Below are 12,034 nucleotides of genomic sequence, written 5' to 3'. Positions count from 1 at the left end.
AATTGCGCCACGCTCTGCCATAGGCTTTGACATCTCGCATTCCCTGCTGCACGAGGCGCGCCATGACCCAGATCGTTTCTTCACTCGCTGAAATCTCTGACCGCTACAAAGCGCTGTTTGTTGATTTGTGGGGTTGCGTTCATAATGGGATAACTGCCTACCCAGAGGCCGTCGCGGCACTGCAAGCTTATCGTCAACGTGGTGGCACGGTGGTTCTTGTAACCAATTCCCCCAAGCCTCGGGCCGGGGTTGCCGAGCAGCTTTTACATTTCAATGTGCCGGCAGATTCCTATGACACGATTGCAACCAGCGGTGATTCGGCGCGTTCAGCGATGTTTCGCGGGGCGATTGGCGAAAAAGTCTACTTCATGGGGGAATGGCAGCGGGATGCCGGTTTTTTTGAACCCCTGAAACTGCTGGATCATCCGATCCACATTGAACGCGTTCCGCTGGACGCGGCCGAAGGCATCGTGTGTTGCGGCCCGTTCGACCCGATGGCGGACCCAGATGTGAACCGGCCCGACTTTCTTTATGCCAAGCAGAAAGGGATGAAACTGCTCTGCGCAAATCCGGACATCGTGGTGGACCGAGGCGAAACGCGCGAATGGTGCGCAGGTGCTTTGGCCCGACTTTATACCGAGATGGGTGGTGAAAGCCTATATTTCGGTAAGCCACACCCGCCGATCTACGATCTGGCCCGGCGCAGGTTGCAGGCGATTGGGGTTGATGTGTCGGATTCTGAAATACTTGCCATAGGGGACGGGCCGCAAACAGATATCGCTGGAGGCATGGGGGAAGGCATTGATACCCTCTTCATCACCGGCGGTTTGGCAGCCGCAGAAACCAAAACATCACATCATCCAGACGAAGACGCGTTGAAAGCCCATAACGAGAAGGAACAGATCAATCCAACCTATTCGATTGGTCGCCTGAGATAGCAAAAAAGACTTGATTTTCTGCAACTGCGAAGTAATAAAGTTGCCGACGAGCGGCAGATGATGGTCTTTTGTTGCTCTTTCGATCTCGAATGAGGGCAGCATGTTGGACAACCTTCCGCGCGGAACGATTTGCATCGAAGACATCGAAATGGGCATGTCACGGCACTTGCGCAAAGTCGTGACCGATGAAGATATCGAGATGTTCGCTCAAGTATCGACCGACCGGAATCCGGTTCATCTGGATGATGACTATGCCCGCGATACGATTTTCGAAGGGCGCATTGCGCATGGCATGCTGACCGCCGGCCTGATCTCTGCCGTGATCGGAGAGCAGCTGCCCGGACATGGAACCGTGTACATGGGACAATCGCTTAAATTTCTGGCGCCGGTGCGTCCGGGCGACATGGTTTATGCCGAGGTCAAGGTGATCGATATCGATTTTGCCAAACGTCGGGTGAAACTGGATTGCCACTGCGCAGTTGACGGAAAGAAAGTGTTGGTGGGTGAGGCCATGGTGCTTGCTCCGAGCCGCAAGTTCGACTGATAATCCACCTTAACCGAACTGCGGCTTGAACCTGACGGGCAGTCCCGCTAGGCAAGCCGCATGCATATCATCCGGGACTTCCAGTTTGTTGAACCAGAAGACCGAGGCGCAAGTGTCGCCATCGGGAACTTTGACGGTGTTCATCTTGGCCATCAATCCGTCATCGAGTTGGCGCGCAATGCTGAATTGAACGCGCCGCTGGGGGTCATGACATTTGAGCCGCATCCACGAGAGTATTTTTCCCCAGAGGCACCGCCCTTTCGTCTGATGCGCGGCAATGCGCGCGCGCACCGGCTGGAAAAACTCGGCGTGCAGAAGCTTTATGAACTGCCTTTTAATTCAACGCTCGCGGGAATGACGCCCGAAGCTTTTGCGAGGAATGTCATATGCGATGGTCTGGGGCTTTCTCATGTTGTCGTGGGTGCCGATTTTTGTTTTGGCAAAGGGCGCAGCGGTAACCCTCAGGACCTGGTTCGCTTTGGCGAAGAGATGGGGTTCGGTGTGACCATCGCGCCCCTGTTGGAGCGCACCGAGAATGTGGTTTCGTCGACTGCGATCCGGACAGCTCTGTCAGAGGGGCGCCCGCGCGATGCGGCAACAATGCTGGGGCACTGGCACCGGATTGAGGGTGAGGTCGTCGGAGGCGAGCAACGCGGACGAGAGTTGGGGTACCCGACAGCCAATATGTCGATCGAAGGACTGCACCCTCCAAGATTCGGCGTTTATGCAGTTTTGGTCGACGTCCTGGATGGCCCGCATCAGGGCAGCTATCACGGGGCGGCATCGGTCGGGACCCGGCCCATGTTCCAAGGCGAGGTTCCTAACATCGAGACATTTCTGTTCAATTTCTCAGGTGATCTTTACGGTGCCACGCTGTCCGTTGGTCTGGTCGACTATCTGCGACCCGAAATGACATTCGACGGCCTCGACGGGTTGATCTCGCAGATGGATGCCGATTGCGCGCGCGCGAGAGAGATACTGGCCAGTACATGACTACGGATCCAATCGATCGAGCTGGCCTCGCGCCCCGATTCTGGGAATGCAAGCCGCTGCGCAAGATGAACCAGCGTGAGTGGGAGGCCCTGTGCGATGGTTGCGGCAAATGCTGTCTTAACAAGCTGGAAGACGAAGATACGGGCGAGGTCGCATTGACCTGTGTTGCCTGTCGCCTGCTGGATGACGAAACTTGCCGGTGCACCCAATATGATATCCGCCACCAATTCGTGCCCGAATGCATCGTCATGACACCCGATAACATCGACAACCATGCCTATTGGCTGCCCCAGACTTGCGCCTATCGACTGCTCTGGGAAGGCAAACCGCTTTACGACTGGCACCCTTTGCTATCAGGTACGCCTGAAAGCGTTCACACCGCCGGAGTCTCCGTGCAGCGGCGAACCGTATCTGAATTCGAAACGCCCATGGAAGAGTGGGAAGACTACATCATCGAGGAGCCGAATTAATGCATTTTGCCTCTGATAATTCCGGGCCTGTTCATCCCGAAGTTCTGGCCGCATTGGCCGAAGCCAATCAGGGCTATCAGATGGCTTATGGCGCCGACACCTTGATGAACGAAGTGCGCGACCAAATCCGCGGCATTTTCGAAGCACCGGGTGCGGCAGTTTATCTGGTCGCTACGGGAACGGCAGCGAATTCACTGGCGTTGGCAACGCTGAGCAAGCCGTGGGAAACCGTGTTCTGTTCACCCGTTGCTCATATCCATGAGGATGAGTGCAATGCCCCCGAATTCTACACCGGCGCGAAACTGACTCTGGTGCCGGGTGGCGACAAGATGACCCCCGAAGCATTGACCAAGTCCATTGAGGGGGAAGAAACCCGCGGCGTGCATGGTCCGCAGCGCGGGCCTGTCTCGATCACTCAGGTGACCGAGCGTGGCTCGGTTTACTCGCTTGCCGAACTTCAAGCCTTGTGTGGCGTTGCCAAGAAGTATGGGTTGCCGGTGCATATGGATGGTGCACGCTTCACTAACGCTCTGGTCGCTTTGAATTGCTCACCGGCAGAGATGACGTGGAAATCTGGTGTTGACGCAGTCAGCTTTGGCGGCACCAAAAACGGGCTGATGGGTGTCGAGGCCGTAATCTTCTTCGACGAAAGCAAAGCTTGGGAGTTCGAGCTGCGGCGCAAGCGCGGGGCGCACCTGTTTTCCAAGCACCGTTATCTGTCGGCCCAGATGGCTGCTTATCTGCAGGATGACCTGTGGCTGAAATCAGCTCGCAAAGCGAATGCCAATTGCGCGCGATTGGCGGGTGGTCTGCGGGCAGTCGGGGCAGAATTCCTGCATGAACCCCAGGCAAACATGATTTTCGCAAGCTTTCCTCGCAGCCAACACAAGCGCCTGCACGAGGCCGGCGCCGTTTATCACCTGTGGGGCGATACGTTGGACGGTGTCGACGAAGACGAGATGCTGGCCTGCCGCCTTGTCTGTGACTGGTCCATCGAAACCGACCAGATCGATCGGTTTCTGAACCTCTTGTAGCCGTGCCTCCCTGCCCCGGCTATTTCATCTCAGCCAGATGCTTGTCCAGATCATCAAGACGGTCCTGTCCCCAGAACCTCTGATCGTCCGGTGTGATGTAGAAAGGTGCCCCGAAAACACCCCGGTCCACGGCTTCTTCCAGATTTGCGGCGTAGGTTTCCGCACCTACCAACAGGCCACTATCAGCTAGATTTGGACTAAATCCTGCCTGTTCCAAGCAATCCCGGATCACGCCATCATCAGAGATGTCCTTTTCTTCTGCCCAGCAGGCACGCAAGAAGGAATGGCAAAGTTTACCCACATCACCTGATCCATCCTGTACTGCTGCGATCACAGCGTAAGAGGACGGTGCCATGTTCGTCGGCCAGTGCGCAGGCTGCAGGTTCAACGGCATATCCAGATTGCGCGCTTGGCGCACCAATTCCTGCGCGCGGTATTCGATGCGAGATATATGTCGGTCTTTTGGTGGCGTTCCACCTGTCCGGCCGAACAGGGCAACAATATCCAATGGTTTATAGTTGATCGTCGCACCGTGTTTTGCCGCGATCTCTTCAAGGCGCATTCCCGCCAGATAGGAATAGGGCGAGAGTGTCGCAAAAAAGTAGTCAATCTGGGCCATGTTCACTTTCTCCGCTGCGTTATCTTTGCGGGACGGTAGACCCATGCTAAGCGGTGTCAACATCACGAATCTGTCACATTGCCACTGCTGCCCGGGGAAAATCAGCCGATGCCGACACTTCACGAACCCAAGCTTATCGCTGGGAACGCCAATCTTCCGCTTGCCGAAACCATTGCACGTCGCATGAGCCTTCATCGCGGCGTTGACCAGGGGCTGGTCGATGCAAGGGTCGAACGGTTCAACGACGGAGAGATTTTCGTCGAGGTTTTCGAGAATGTGCGCGGTGAAGATATGTTTATCGTTCAACCAACCTCGAACCCCGCCAATGACAATCTGATGGAGCTGCTGATCATCGCAGATGCCCTGCGCCGTTCATCCGCAGCCCGGATCACCGCTGTCATTCCGTATTTCGGGTACGCCCGTCAGGACCGCCGCACCAAAGCGCGCACGCCAATCAGCGCCAAGCTGGTGGCAAACATGCTGACTGGTGCGGGTATCGAACGGATTCTAACCATGGATCTGCACGCAGCCCAGATTCAGGGCTTTTTCGACATGCCGGTGGACAACCTATATGCCTCTCCGATCTTTGCCCTGGATGTGAAGAAACAATTCAAGGATCAGATGGACGACCTGATGGTGGTCTCGCCGGATGTCGGCGGTGTTGCACGTGCCCGTGAATTGGCCAAACGCATCAATGCGCCCCTTTCGATCGTTGACAAACGCCGCGAAAAGGCAGGCGAAGTGGCCGAGATGACGGTCATTGGTGACGTGAAAGACAAAATCTGCCTGATTGTCGATGACATTTGCGATACCGCTGGCACTCTGTGCAAAGCTGCCCAGGTGCTGATGGATAACGGCGCCAAGGAAGTACACTCCTACATCACCCACGGTGTCATGAGTGGACCGGCGGTTGAACGTGTGACCAATTCGGTGATGAAATCTCTGGTCCTATCGGACACGATCCAGCCTACGGTCGAGATCAACAAGGCCGCCAACATCCGCATCGTACCCACCGCGCCGATCTTTACGCAGGCGATCCTGAACATTTGGAACGGCACAAGTGTATCATCGCTGTTCGAAGACAAGACACTGACGCCGATCTACGAGTCACTTTATCATATGGATTGATCGAAAAACTGCTGACTACCATAGATAATGTCTGAATTCATGACGGCCTGCCTATTCGGCGACCGTCATGATTTCTTCCAACGGTTTTTTCATCTTTGCAACTTTTGGCACCTTCGCGTCGTCTTGCGGGTGGCCTACAGCTACGATCATAATAGGCTTTTCATGATCAGGGCGGTTTAGCAGTTTATTCAGGAATTTCATCGGGTTGGGTGTGTGGGTCAGCGATACCAGCCCTGCATGGTGCAGCGCCGTCAACAAAAAGCCCGTGGCAATGCCCGTGCTTTCAGGCACGTAGTAGTTTTTGAACCGATCTCCATCAGCGAAATGACCCCAACGTTGGGCGAAAATCACTATCAGCCACGGTGCGTCTTCCAGATGCGGCTTCTGATCGTTAGTCCCGATTGGTTCAAGCGCCTTCAGCCATTCATCCCCGGCACCGCCTTCATAAAACCTGCGCTCTTCAGCTTCCGCTTCTTCCCGAATACGGTGCTTCATCTCAGGGTTCGAGATTGCCACAAAGTGCCAGGGCTGATGATTGGCCCCTGAGGGCGCTGTTCCGGCTGCGCGAATGCACTCTTCGATGACCGTGCGCTCGACGGGCCGGTCCGAATAATCACGCACGGTATGGCGGCGTTTCATCTTGTCGTAGAACGCTCGCGCTTCGGTCAGCATTTCTTCATCAGACAAGTCCATACGATCCGGAAGATCCAAGGCTTCGTATTCGATATGATCTCGTGCAAACACCTGTAAGATCCTCCGGTTGCGTTAGCCGCTATTTGGGGTGGACAGTCTTCTTTATGGGACGACGCGCGAAGGTGCGCAATCTTATCTCACGAACAGGCCTGCTTCACGAGATATCCCAATCGTCTTCATGCGAAACATCTCCAATTGCGGTCCAATTCACCCGAATTCTGGCGATACGCGTATCGGACCAGGTGCGAAACACCGCATTGAATCCTTCCGACGTTATATCTTCGGCCTGAACTTCAGCGCGTAAAGCGGAAGACGTATCCACATCCCAAAGCACCACGCCTATCTGGACGATTGGCACAGAGCGGAACACTTCTGAAAAACGGACGCTTACGCGACGCTCACGCGGGCCCTCACCAGTCCACATCACGCCACCATCGGCGAAATCGGAAAACAAGACCTCCTCGCCCTGATCAATGCCGATGGGATGGGTTTGAAACTTTTTCATCTATCGTCTTTTATTGTTCAATTCCTGCAGCTTAACTTCAGCGAATGGCAAAATCACGACAAAAAAACGGCCCCGCGTATACGGGGCCGTTCCAAGTGATCAGAATGTCATGAACCCTTACAGGCTCATATGCGTTCCTAGAGCTTCCATGTCAGCCAGCAACTTTGCAGCATCGTCGACGATGGTCTGATCGTCACCGGCCTTGGCTGCCTCGTGCGAGGCGCGGGCGTCAGCGATCAGATCGTCCAGATGCGAACGTGTTACTTCAGCAACCGGAATGGCCTTTTCGGCCAGAACCGACAGGCCATCGCCATTGATCTGAGCAAACCCGCCGGTGACCAGGTATTCACTGGCCCCTTCGGGTGCTTCGACCTTCAGGATGCCCGGGCGCAGAGTTGTAATTGTGGGGGCATGATCGGGCATTGCCGTCATGTCCCCGTCCGCGCCGGGAATCTGGACCGCCGTCGCGCTAAGCGAAGCAAGGCTCCGCTCAGGGCTGACGAGGTCGAATTGCATCGTGTTTGCCATCAGGGATACTCCTTAGGCGGCTTCTGCGGCCATCTTCTCCGCTTTGGCGATCACTTCTTCGATGCCGCCAACCATCAGGAAGGCCGCTTCGGGCAGGTGATCGTATTCACCAGCGACAACCGCTTTGAACGACGCGATGGTCACATCCAGAGGAACCTGAACGCCCGGCGAACCGGTAAAGACTTCGGCCACGTCGAACGGCTGCGACAGGAAGCGCTCGATCTTACGGGCACGGGCAACGGTCAGTTTGTCTTCTTCCGACAGTTCGTCCATGCCGAGGATGGCGATGATGTCCTGCAGCGACTTGTAGCGCTGAAGGATTTGCTGAACGTCGGTTGCGACCTTGTAGTGCTCTTCACCAACGATGGCCGGGTCGAGCAGACGCGAGGTCGAGTCGAGCGGGTCAACCGCCGGGTAGATACCCTTTTCCGAGATCGCACGGTTAAGAACGGTGGTCGCGTCCAAGTGTGCAAACGAGGTTGCCGGCGCAGGGTCGGTAAGGTCGTCCGCAGGCACGTAGATCGCCTGCACGGACGTGATCGAACCCGACTTGGTCGAGGTGATGCGTTCCTGCAGGGCACCCATGTCGGTGGCCAGGGTCGGCTGGTAGCCCACCGCCGAAGGAATACGACCCAGCAGAGCCGAAACCTCAGAACCCGCCTGCGTGAAACGGAAGATGTTGTCGACGAAGAACAGAACGTCGGTACCGGACTGGTCACGGAACTGCTCAGCCAGGGTCAGCCCTGTCAGAGCAACACGTGCACGCGCTCCGGGAGGTTCGTTCATCTGACCGTAAACCAGGGCCACCTGCGATTCCGACAGGTTGTCCGGTTTAATAACGTTCGATTCGATCATCTCGTGGTATAGGTCGTTGCCTTCACGGGTCCGTTCACCAACACCCGCGAACACCGAGAAGCCCGAGTGCACTTTTGCGATGTTGTTGATCAGTTCCATGATCAGAACGGTTTTACCAACGCCGGCACCGCCGAACAGGCCGATCTTACCGCCTTTGGCGTAAGGGGCCAGCAGGTCAACAACCTTGATGCCAGTGACCAGAACTTCCGACTCGGTCGACTGTTCATCAAAAGTCGGCGCGGGCTGGTGGATCGCACGGGCTTCGGTTGCTTCAACCGGGCCTTTTTCGTCGATCGGCTCACCAACCACGTTCAGGATGCGGCCCAGGGTGGCGTTGCCAACCGGAACCGAGATCGGTGCGCCGGTGTCGGTGACTGCCTCGCCACGAACCAGACCTTCGGTCGCGTCCATCGCGATGGTACGGACGGTGTTTTCACCCAGGTGCTGAGCAACTTCCAACACCAGGCGCTTGCCGTTGTTGGTGGTTTCCAGCGCGTTCAGAATTTCAGGCAGCTGATCTTCGAAGTGCACGTCGACGACGGCCCCGATGATCTGTGTGACTTTGCCTTTTGCATTCGCCATGTTTCGTCTCCGGTATGTCTCTACAGCGCTTCGGCGCCGGAAATAATTTCAATCAGCTCGTTGGTGATCACGGCCTGACGCGAGCGGTTGAACTGGATCGTCAGCTTGTCGATCATCTCACCCGCGTTGCGTGTCGCGTTGTCCATTGCGGACATCCGTGCACCCTGTTCAGACGCTCCGTTTTCGAGCAGAGCCGAGAAGATCGCGGTGGCAACCCCCTTAGGCAGCAGGTCGGCCAGGATGGCCTCTTCGCTGGGCTCGTAGTCGAATACCGCACCGCTGTCGTCACCCGTCGCATCGTCTTCGAACGAGGCGGGGATGACCTGCTGTGCCGTCGGGATCTGGGTCACAACGTTGACGAACTTCGAGTAGAAGATCGTGGCAACGTCGAACTCACCCCCGTCGAAACGAGACAGGACGTCCTTGGCGATGTCTTGCGCGTTGGAATACCCCAGACGCTTGACCTCGCTCAGGTCGATATGTCCAACGAACAGATCGCTAAAATCACGCTTGAGCGCGTCGCGGCCTTTTTTGCCGACGGTCAAAACCTTGACCGTCTTGCCTTTGGCGCGCAACTCGTCCGCCTTTTGGCGAGCGAGCTTGGCGATGTTCGAGTTGAAGCCGCCACACAGGCCGCGTTCAGCTGTCATGACAACCAGCAGATGGACATCATCACTGCCCGTGCCACGGAGCAGCTTGGGGGCGCTGTCGCTGCCCCCGACCGAAGCCGCCAGCCCCGCCATCACGGCATTGAACCGCTCGGCATAGGGACGCGAGGCTTCGGCAGATTCCTGGGCGCGACGCAGTTTTGCAGCCGCGACCATCTGCATGGCCTTGGTGATCTTGCGGGTCGATTTGACCGACTCGATCCTGTTTTTAAGGTCCTTAAGATTTGGCATATGCCCGCCTCTCCCTTAAGCGAAGGTTGCGGCGTATTCGTCCAGCGCAGCCTTGATCTTGTCGGAAGCGTCACCCTTGATCTTGGGATCTTCGTCCGTGATCCACTGAAGCAGATCCGCGTGCTTGCCGCGCAGGTGCGCCAGCAGGCCAGCTTCGTAACGGCCAACATCGGACACGTCGATCTTATCGAGGTAACCATTGGTACCGGCGAAGATTACGCAGACGATTTCAGCGTTGGTCAGCGGCGAGTACTGCGGCTGTTTCATCAGCTCGGTCAGACGCGCACCACGGTTCAGCAGCTGCTGGGTCGCGGCGTCGAGGTCAGAACCAAACTGCGCAAAGGCAGCCATTTCGCGGTACTGAGCCAGTTCCAGCTTAACCGGACCAGCAACCGACTTCATTGAGTTGGTCTGAGCCGAGGAGCCCACACGCGAAACCGACAGACCGGTGTTCACAGCAGGGCGGATGCCTTGGTAGAACAGTTCGGTTTCCAGGAAGATCTGGCCGTCGGTGATCGAGATCACGTTGGTCGGAATAAACGCCGAAACGTCACCACCTTGCGTTTCAATAACCGGCAGAGCGGTCAGCGAGCCCGCACCGAAGTCTTCGTTCAGCTTCGCCGAACGCTCCAGCAGGCGCGAGTGCAGGTAGAAAACGTCGCCAGGATAGGCTTCACGTCCGGGCGGACGGCGCAGCAGCAGCGACATCTGACGATAGGACACAGCCTGCTTCGACAGGTCATCATAGATGATCAGCGCGTGGCGGCCGTTGTCGCGGAAGTATTCAGCCATCGCGGTCGCGGCGTAAGGTGCCAGGAACTGCATCGGTGCCGGGTCGGACGCGGTTGCCGCCACAACGATCGAGTAGTCGATCGCGCCGGACTCTTCCAGTTTCTTCACCAGCTGAGCAACGGTCGAACGCTTCTGACCGATCGCAACGTACACGCAGTACAGCTTCTTCGACTCGTCGTCGCCTGCTGCGTCGTTGTAAACTTTCTGGTTCAGGATCGCGTCCAAAGCAACGGCGGTTTTACCGGTCTGACGGTCACCAATGATCAGCTCACGCTGGCCACGGCCGATTGGGATCATTGCGTCAACCGATTTCAGGCCGGTTGCCATCGGCTCGTGAACCGATTTACGCGGAATGATGCCCGGCGCTTTAACGTCTGCAACGCCACGCTTGGTCGCGTTGATCGGGCCTTTGCCGTCCAGCGGGTTGCCCAGACCGTCAACAACGCGGCCCAGCAGCTCGTCACCGATCGGAACGTCCACGATCGAGTTGGTGCGCTTAACAGTGTCACCTTCTTTGATGTCACGGTCGGAACCGAAGATAACAACACCGACGTTGTCGCTTTCCAGGTTCAGCGCCATACCCATGATGCCGCCGGGGAATTCGACCATCTCACCGGCTTGCACATTGTCCAGGCCGTATACACGGGCAATCCCGTCACCGACGCTCAGCACGCGGCCGATCTCGGCCACTTCGGCTTCCTGACCAAAATTCTTGATCTGGTCCTTCAGGATTGCAGAAATCTCTGCAGCTTGGATTCCCATTTATCCGACCTCTTTCATTGCATTCTGTAGGGAGTTCAGCTTCGAACGGATCGAGCTATCGATCATTTTCGAGCCCACTTTAACGACAAGACCGCCGATGAGGCTTTCATCAACGGTCGCATTGATTGTCACGGTCTTGCCCACACGCTCGGACAGCGTCTTGGACAGTTTATCCATTTGGGTCTTGGTGAGTGCCTTGGCCGAGGCGACATCGGCGGTCACCTCGCCACGCTCGTCAGCCAGCATGTCGCGCAGAACCTGCACCAGTTGCGGTACAACGAACAGACGACGTTTCTGCGCCATCAGACCCAACGTATTGCGCAGGATGGCATGTAGGCCCATCTTGTCAGCAACAGCAGTGATTGCGCTTTCCTGTTCGGCGCGCGAAACCAAAGGCGATGCGATCAGGTCGCGCAATTCTGCGCTATCACCCAATGCGGCTGCCAGATCGTTGATTCCGCTTTCCAGACCTGCAAGGTCATTATTCTCTTTGGCGATCTCGAAGATCGCGGTGGCATAGCGCTCGGCGATGCCAGTGGAAATCGAAGCTGGTTCGGACACGTCCACCCTTCCGATATTTGAGGCCCCGATTTTGAGTAGCGGCCGCTACCTTGGGGCGTGAGGAAACCCCGTCCATTTAGGGCGGGGATCAAAATCACCGGGGATGTAGCAGAGGTGTTCCAACCAAGCAA

General features: G+C 56.6%; 14 protein-coding genes. 6 read left to right on the top strand and 8 right to left on the bottom strand.

The annotated features are described in order from the left end of the window. The first annotated feature begins 62 nt into the window (after positions 1–62). From ACR0BI_RS12665 to ACR0BI_RS12645, 5 genes are all read left to right on the top strand, one after another. Positions 63–938 (top strand): TIGR01459 family HAD-type hydrolase, encoded by an 876-nt coding sequence (locus ACR0BI_RS12665; RefSeq protein ID WP_170392423.1) that lies wholly within the window; start codon positions 63–65, stop codon positions 936–938. A gap of 100 nt (positions 939–1,038) precedes the next feature. Beyond that, positions 1,039–1,482 carry a MaoC family dehydratase gene (locus tag ACR0BI_RS12660; RefSeq protein WP_074736482.1) on the top strand — a complete coding sequence of 148 codons (444 nt, stop codon included), beginning with the start codon at positions 1,039–1,041 and terminating at the stop codon, positions 1,480–1,482. 60 nt (positions 1,483–1,542) lie between these two features. Continuing rightward, the gene (locus ACR0BI_RS12655) at positions 1,543–2,475 is read left to right on the top strand and encodes a bifunctional riboflavin kinase/FAD synthetase (protein WP_170392424.1); all 933 of its coding nucleotides are present in this window, start codon (positions 1,543–1,545) and stop codon (positions 2,473–2,475) included. Continuing rightward, positions 2,472–2,945, top strand: coding sequence for a YcgN family cysteine cluster protein (locus ACR0BI_RS12650; protein ID WP_170392426.1), 474 nt, complete (start codon positions 2,472–2,474; stop codon positions 2,943–2,945). Before ACR0BI_RS12655 ends, ACR0BI_RS12650 begins: the two co-directional genes overlap by 4 nt. Then, on the top strand, positions 2,945–3,979 hold the full coding sequence (locus ACR0BI_RS12645) for a threonine aldolase family protein (RefSeq protein WP_170401858.1): 1,035 nt from the start codon (positions 2,945–2,947) through the stop codon (positions 3,977–3,979). The genes ACR0BI_RS12650 and ACR0BI_RS12645 overlap by 1 nt, the downstream gene beginning before the upstream one ends. Before the next feature lie 19 nt (positions 3,980–3,998). On the opposite strand, the gene ACR0BI_RS12640 is transcribed toward ACR0BI_RS12645, so the two are convergent. Beyond that, the gene (locus ACR0BI_RS12640; RefSeq protein WP_480562438.1) at positions 3,999–4,598 is read right to left on the bottom strand and encodes a DsbA family protein; all 600 of its coding nucleotides are present in this window, start codon (positions 4,596–4,598) and stop codon (positions 3,999–4,001) included. Positions 4,599–4,706: 108 nt separating this feature from the next. Here ACR0BI_RS12640 and ACR0BI_RS12635 point away from each other — a divergent pair, with 108 nt between their 5' ends. After that, on the top strand, positions 4,707–5,726 hold the full coding sequence (locus ACR0BI_RS12635) for a ribose-phosphate pyrophosphokinase (protein ID WP_480562439.1): 1,020 nt from the start codon (positions 4,707–4,709) through the stop codon (positions 5,724–5,726). Between the two features lie 51 nt (positions 5,727–5,777). On the opposite strand, the gene ACR0BI_RS12630 is transcribed toward ACR0BI_RS12635, so the two are convergent. From ACR0BI_RS12630 to ACR0BI_RS12600, 7 genes are all read right to left on the bottom strand, one after another. Then, positions 5,778–6,470: a nitroreductase family protein gene (locus ACR0BI_RS12630; protein WP_480562440.1), complete on the bottom strand. Its 693-nt coding sequence runs from the start codon at positions 6,468–6,470 to the stop codon at positions 5,778–5,780. A gap of 103 nt (positions 6,471–6,573) precedes the next feature. Then, positions 6,574–6,924 (bottom strand): H-type lectin domain-containing protein, encoded by a 351-nt coding sequence (locus tag ACR0BI_RS12625; RefSeq protein ID WP_170636077.1) that lies wholly within the window; start codon positions 6,922–6,924, stop codon positions 6,574–6,576. A gap of 117 nt (positions 6,925–7,041) precedes the next feature. Continuing rightward, the gene (locus tag ACR0BI_RS12620; RefSeq protein WP_170609502.1) at positions 7,042–7,452 is read right to left on the bottom strand and encodes a F0F1 ATP synthase subunit epsilon; all 411 of its coding nucleotides are present in this window, start codon (positions 7,450–7,452) and stop codon (positions 7,042–7,044) included. A gap of 12 nt (positions 7,453–7,464) precedes the next feature. After that, positions 7,465–8,889, bottom strand: a complete 1,425-nt coding sequence (gene atpD / locus ACR0BI_RS12615) for a F0F1 ATP synthase subunit beta (RefSeq protein WP_039537698.1) — start codon at positions 8,887–8,889, stop codon at positions 7,465–7,467. A gap of 20 nt (positions 8,890–8,909) precedes the next feature. Then, positions 8,910–9,788: a F0F1 ATP synthase subunit gamma gene (locus ACR0BI_RS12610; RefSeq protein ID WP_480562441.1), complete on the bottom strand. Its 879-nt coding sequence runs from the start codon at positions 9,786–9,788 to the stop codon at positions 8,910–8,912. A 15-nt stretch (positions 9,789–9,803) separates the two neighbouring features. Further along, positions 9,804–11,342, bottom strand: coding sequence for a F0F1 ATP synthase subunit alpha (gene atpA / locus ACR0BI_RS12605; RefSeq protein ID WP_170392443.1), 1,539 nt, complete (start codon positions 11,340–11,342; stop codon positions 9,804–9,806). Beyond that, a complete protein-coding gene (locus tag ACR0BI_RS12600) occupies positions 11,343–11,903 on the bottom strand; it encodes a F0F1 ATP synthase subunit delta (protein WP_170564161.1) in 561 nt (186 codons plus the stop codon). Between the last annotated feature and the right edge of the window lie 131 nt (positions 11,904–12,034).

This window comes from Ruegeria sp. E5, from assembly GCF_056534105.1.
This window is presented reverse-complemented; position numbering and strand designations above follow the sequence as displayed.

Coding starts and splice junctions, on each gene's coding strand:
- ACR0BI_RS12625 (WP_170636077.1), bottom strand. CDS start 6,924: ATGAAAAAGTTTCAAACCCATCCCATCGGCATTGATCAGGGCGAGGAG.
- ACR0BI_RS12660 (WP_074736482.1), top strand. CDS start 1,039: ATGTTGGACAACCTTCCGCGCGGAACGATTTGCATCGAAGACATCGAA.
- ACR0BI_RS12620 (WP_170609502.1), bottom strand. CDS start 7,452: ATGGCAAACACGATGCAATTCGACCTCGTCAGCCCTGAGCGGAGCCTT.
- atpA (WP_170392443.1), bottom strand. CDS start 11,342: ATGGGAATCCAAGCTGCAGAGATTTCTGCAATCCTGAAGGACCAGATC.
- atpD (WP_039537698.1), bottom strand. CDS start 8,889: ATGGCGAATGCAAAAGGCAAAGTCACACAGATCATCGGGGCCGTCGTC.
- ACR0BI_RS12640 (WP_480562438.1), bottom strand. CDS start 4,598: ATGGCCCAGATTGACTACTTTTTTGCGACACTCTCGCCCTATTCCTAT.
- ACR0BI_RS12610 (WP_480562441.1), bottom strand. CDS start 9,788: ATGCCAAATCTTAAGGACCTTAAAAACAGGATCGAGTCGGTCAAATCG.
- ACR0BI_RS12665 (WP_170392423.1), top strand. CDS start 63: ATGACCCAGATCGTTTCTTCACTCGCTGAAATCTCTGACCGCTACAAA.
- ACR0BI_RS12645 (WP_170401858.1), top strand. CDS start 2,945: ATGCATTTTGCCTCTGATAATTCCGGGCCTGTTCATCCCGAAGTTCTG.
- ACR0BI_RS12635 (WP_480562439.1), top strand. CDS start 4,707: ATGCCGACACTTCACGAACCCAAGCTTATCGCTGGGAACGCCAATCTT.
- ACR0BI_RS12650 (WP_170392426.1), top strand. CDS start 2,472: ATGACTACGGATCCAATCGATCGAGCTGGCCTCGCGCCCCGATTCTGG.
- ACR0BI_RS12655 (WP_170392424.1), top strand. CDS start 1,543: ATGCATATCATCCGGGACTTCCAGTTTGTTGAACCAGAAGACCGAGGC.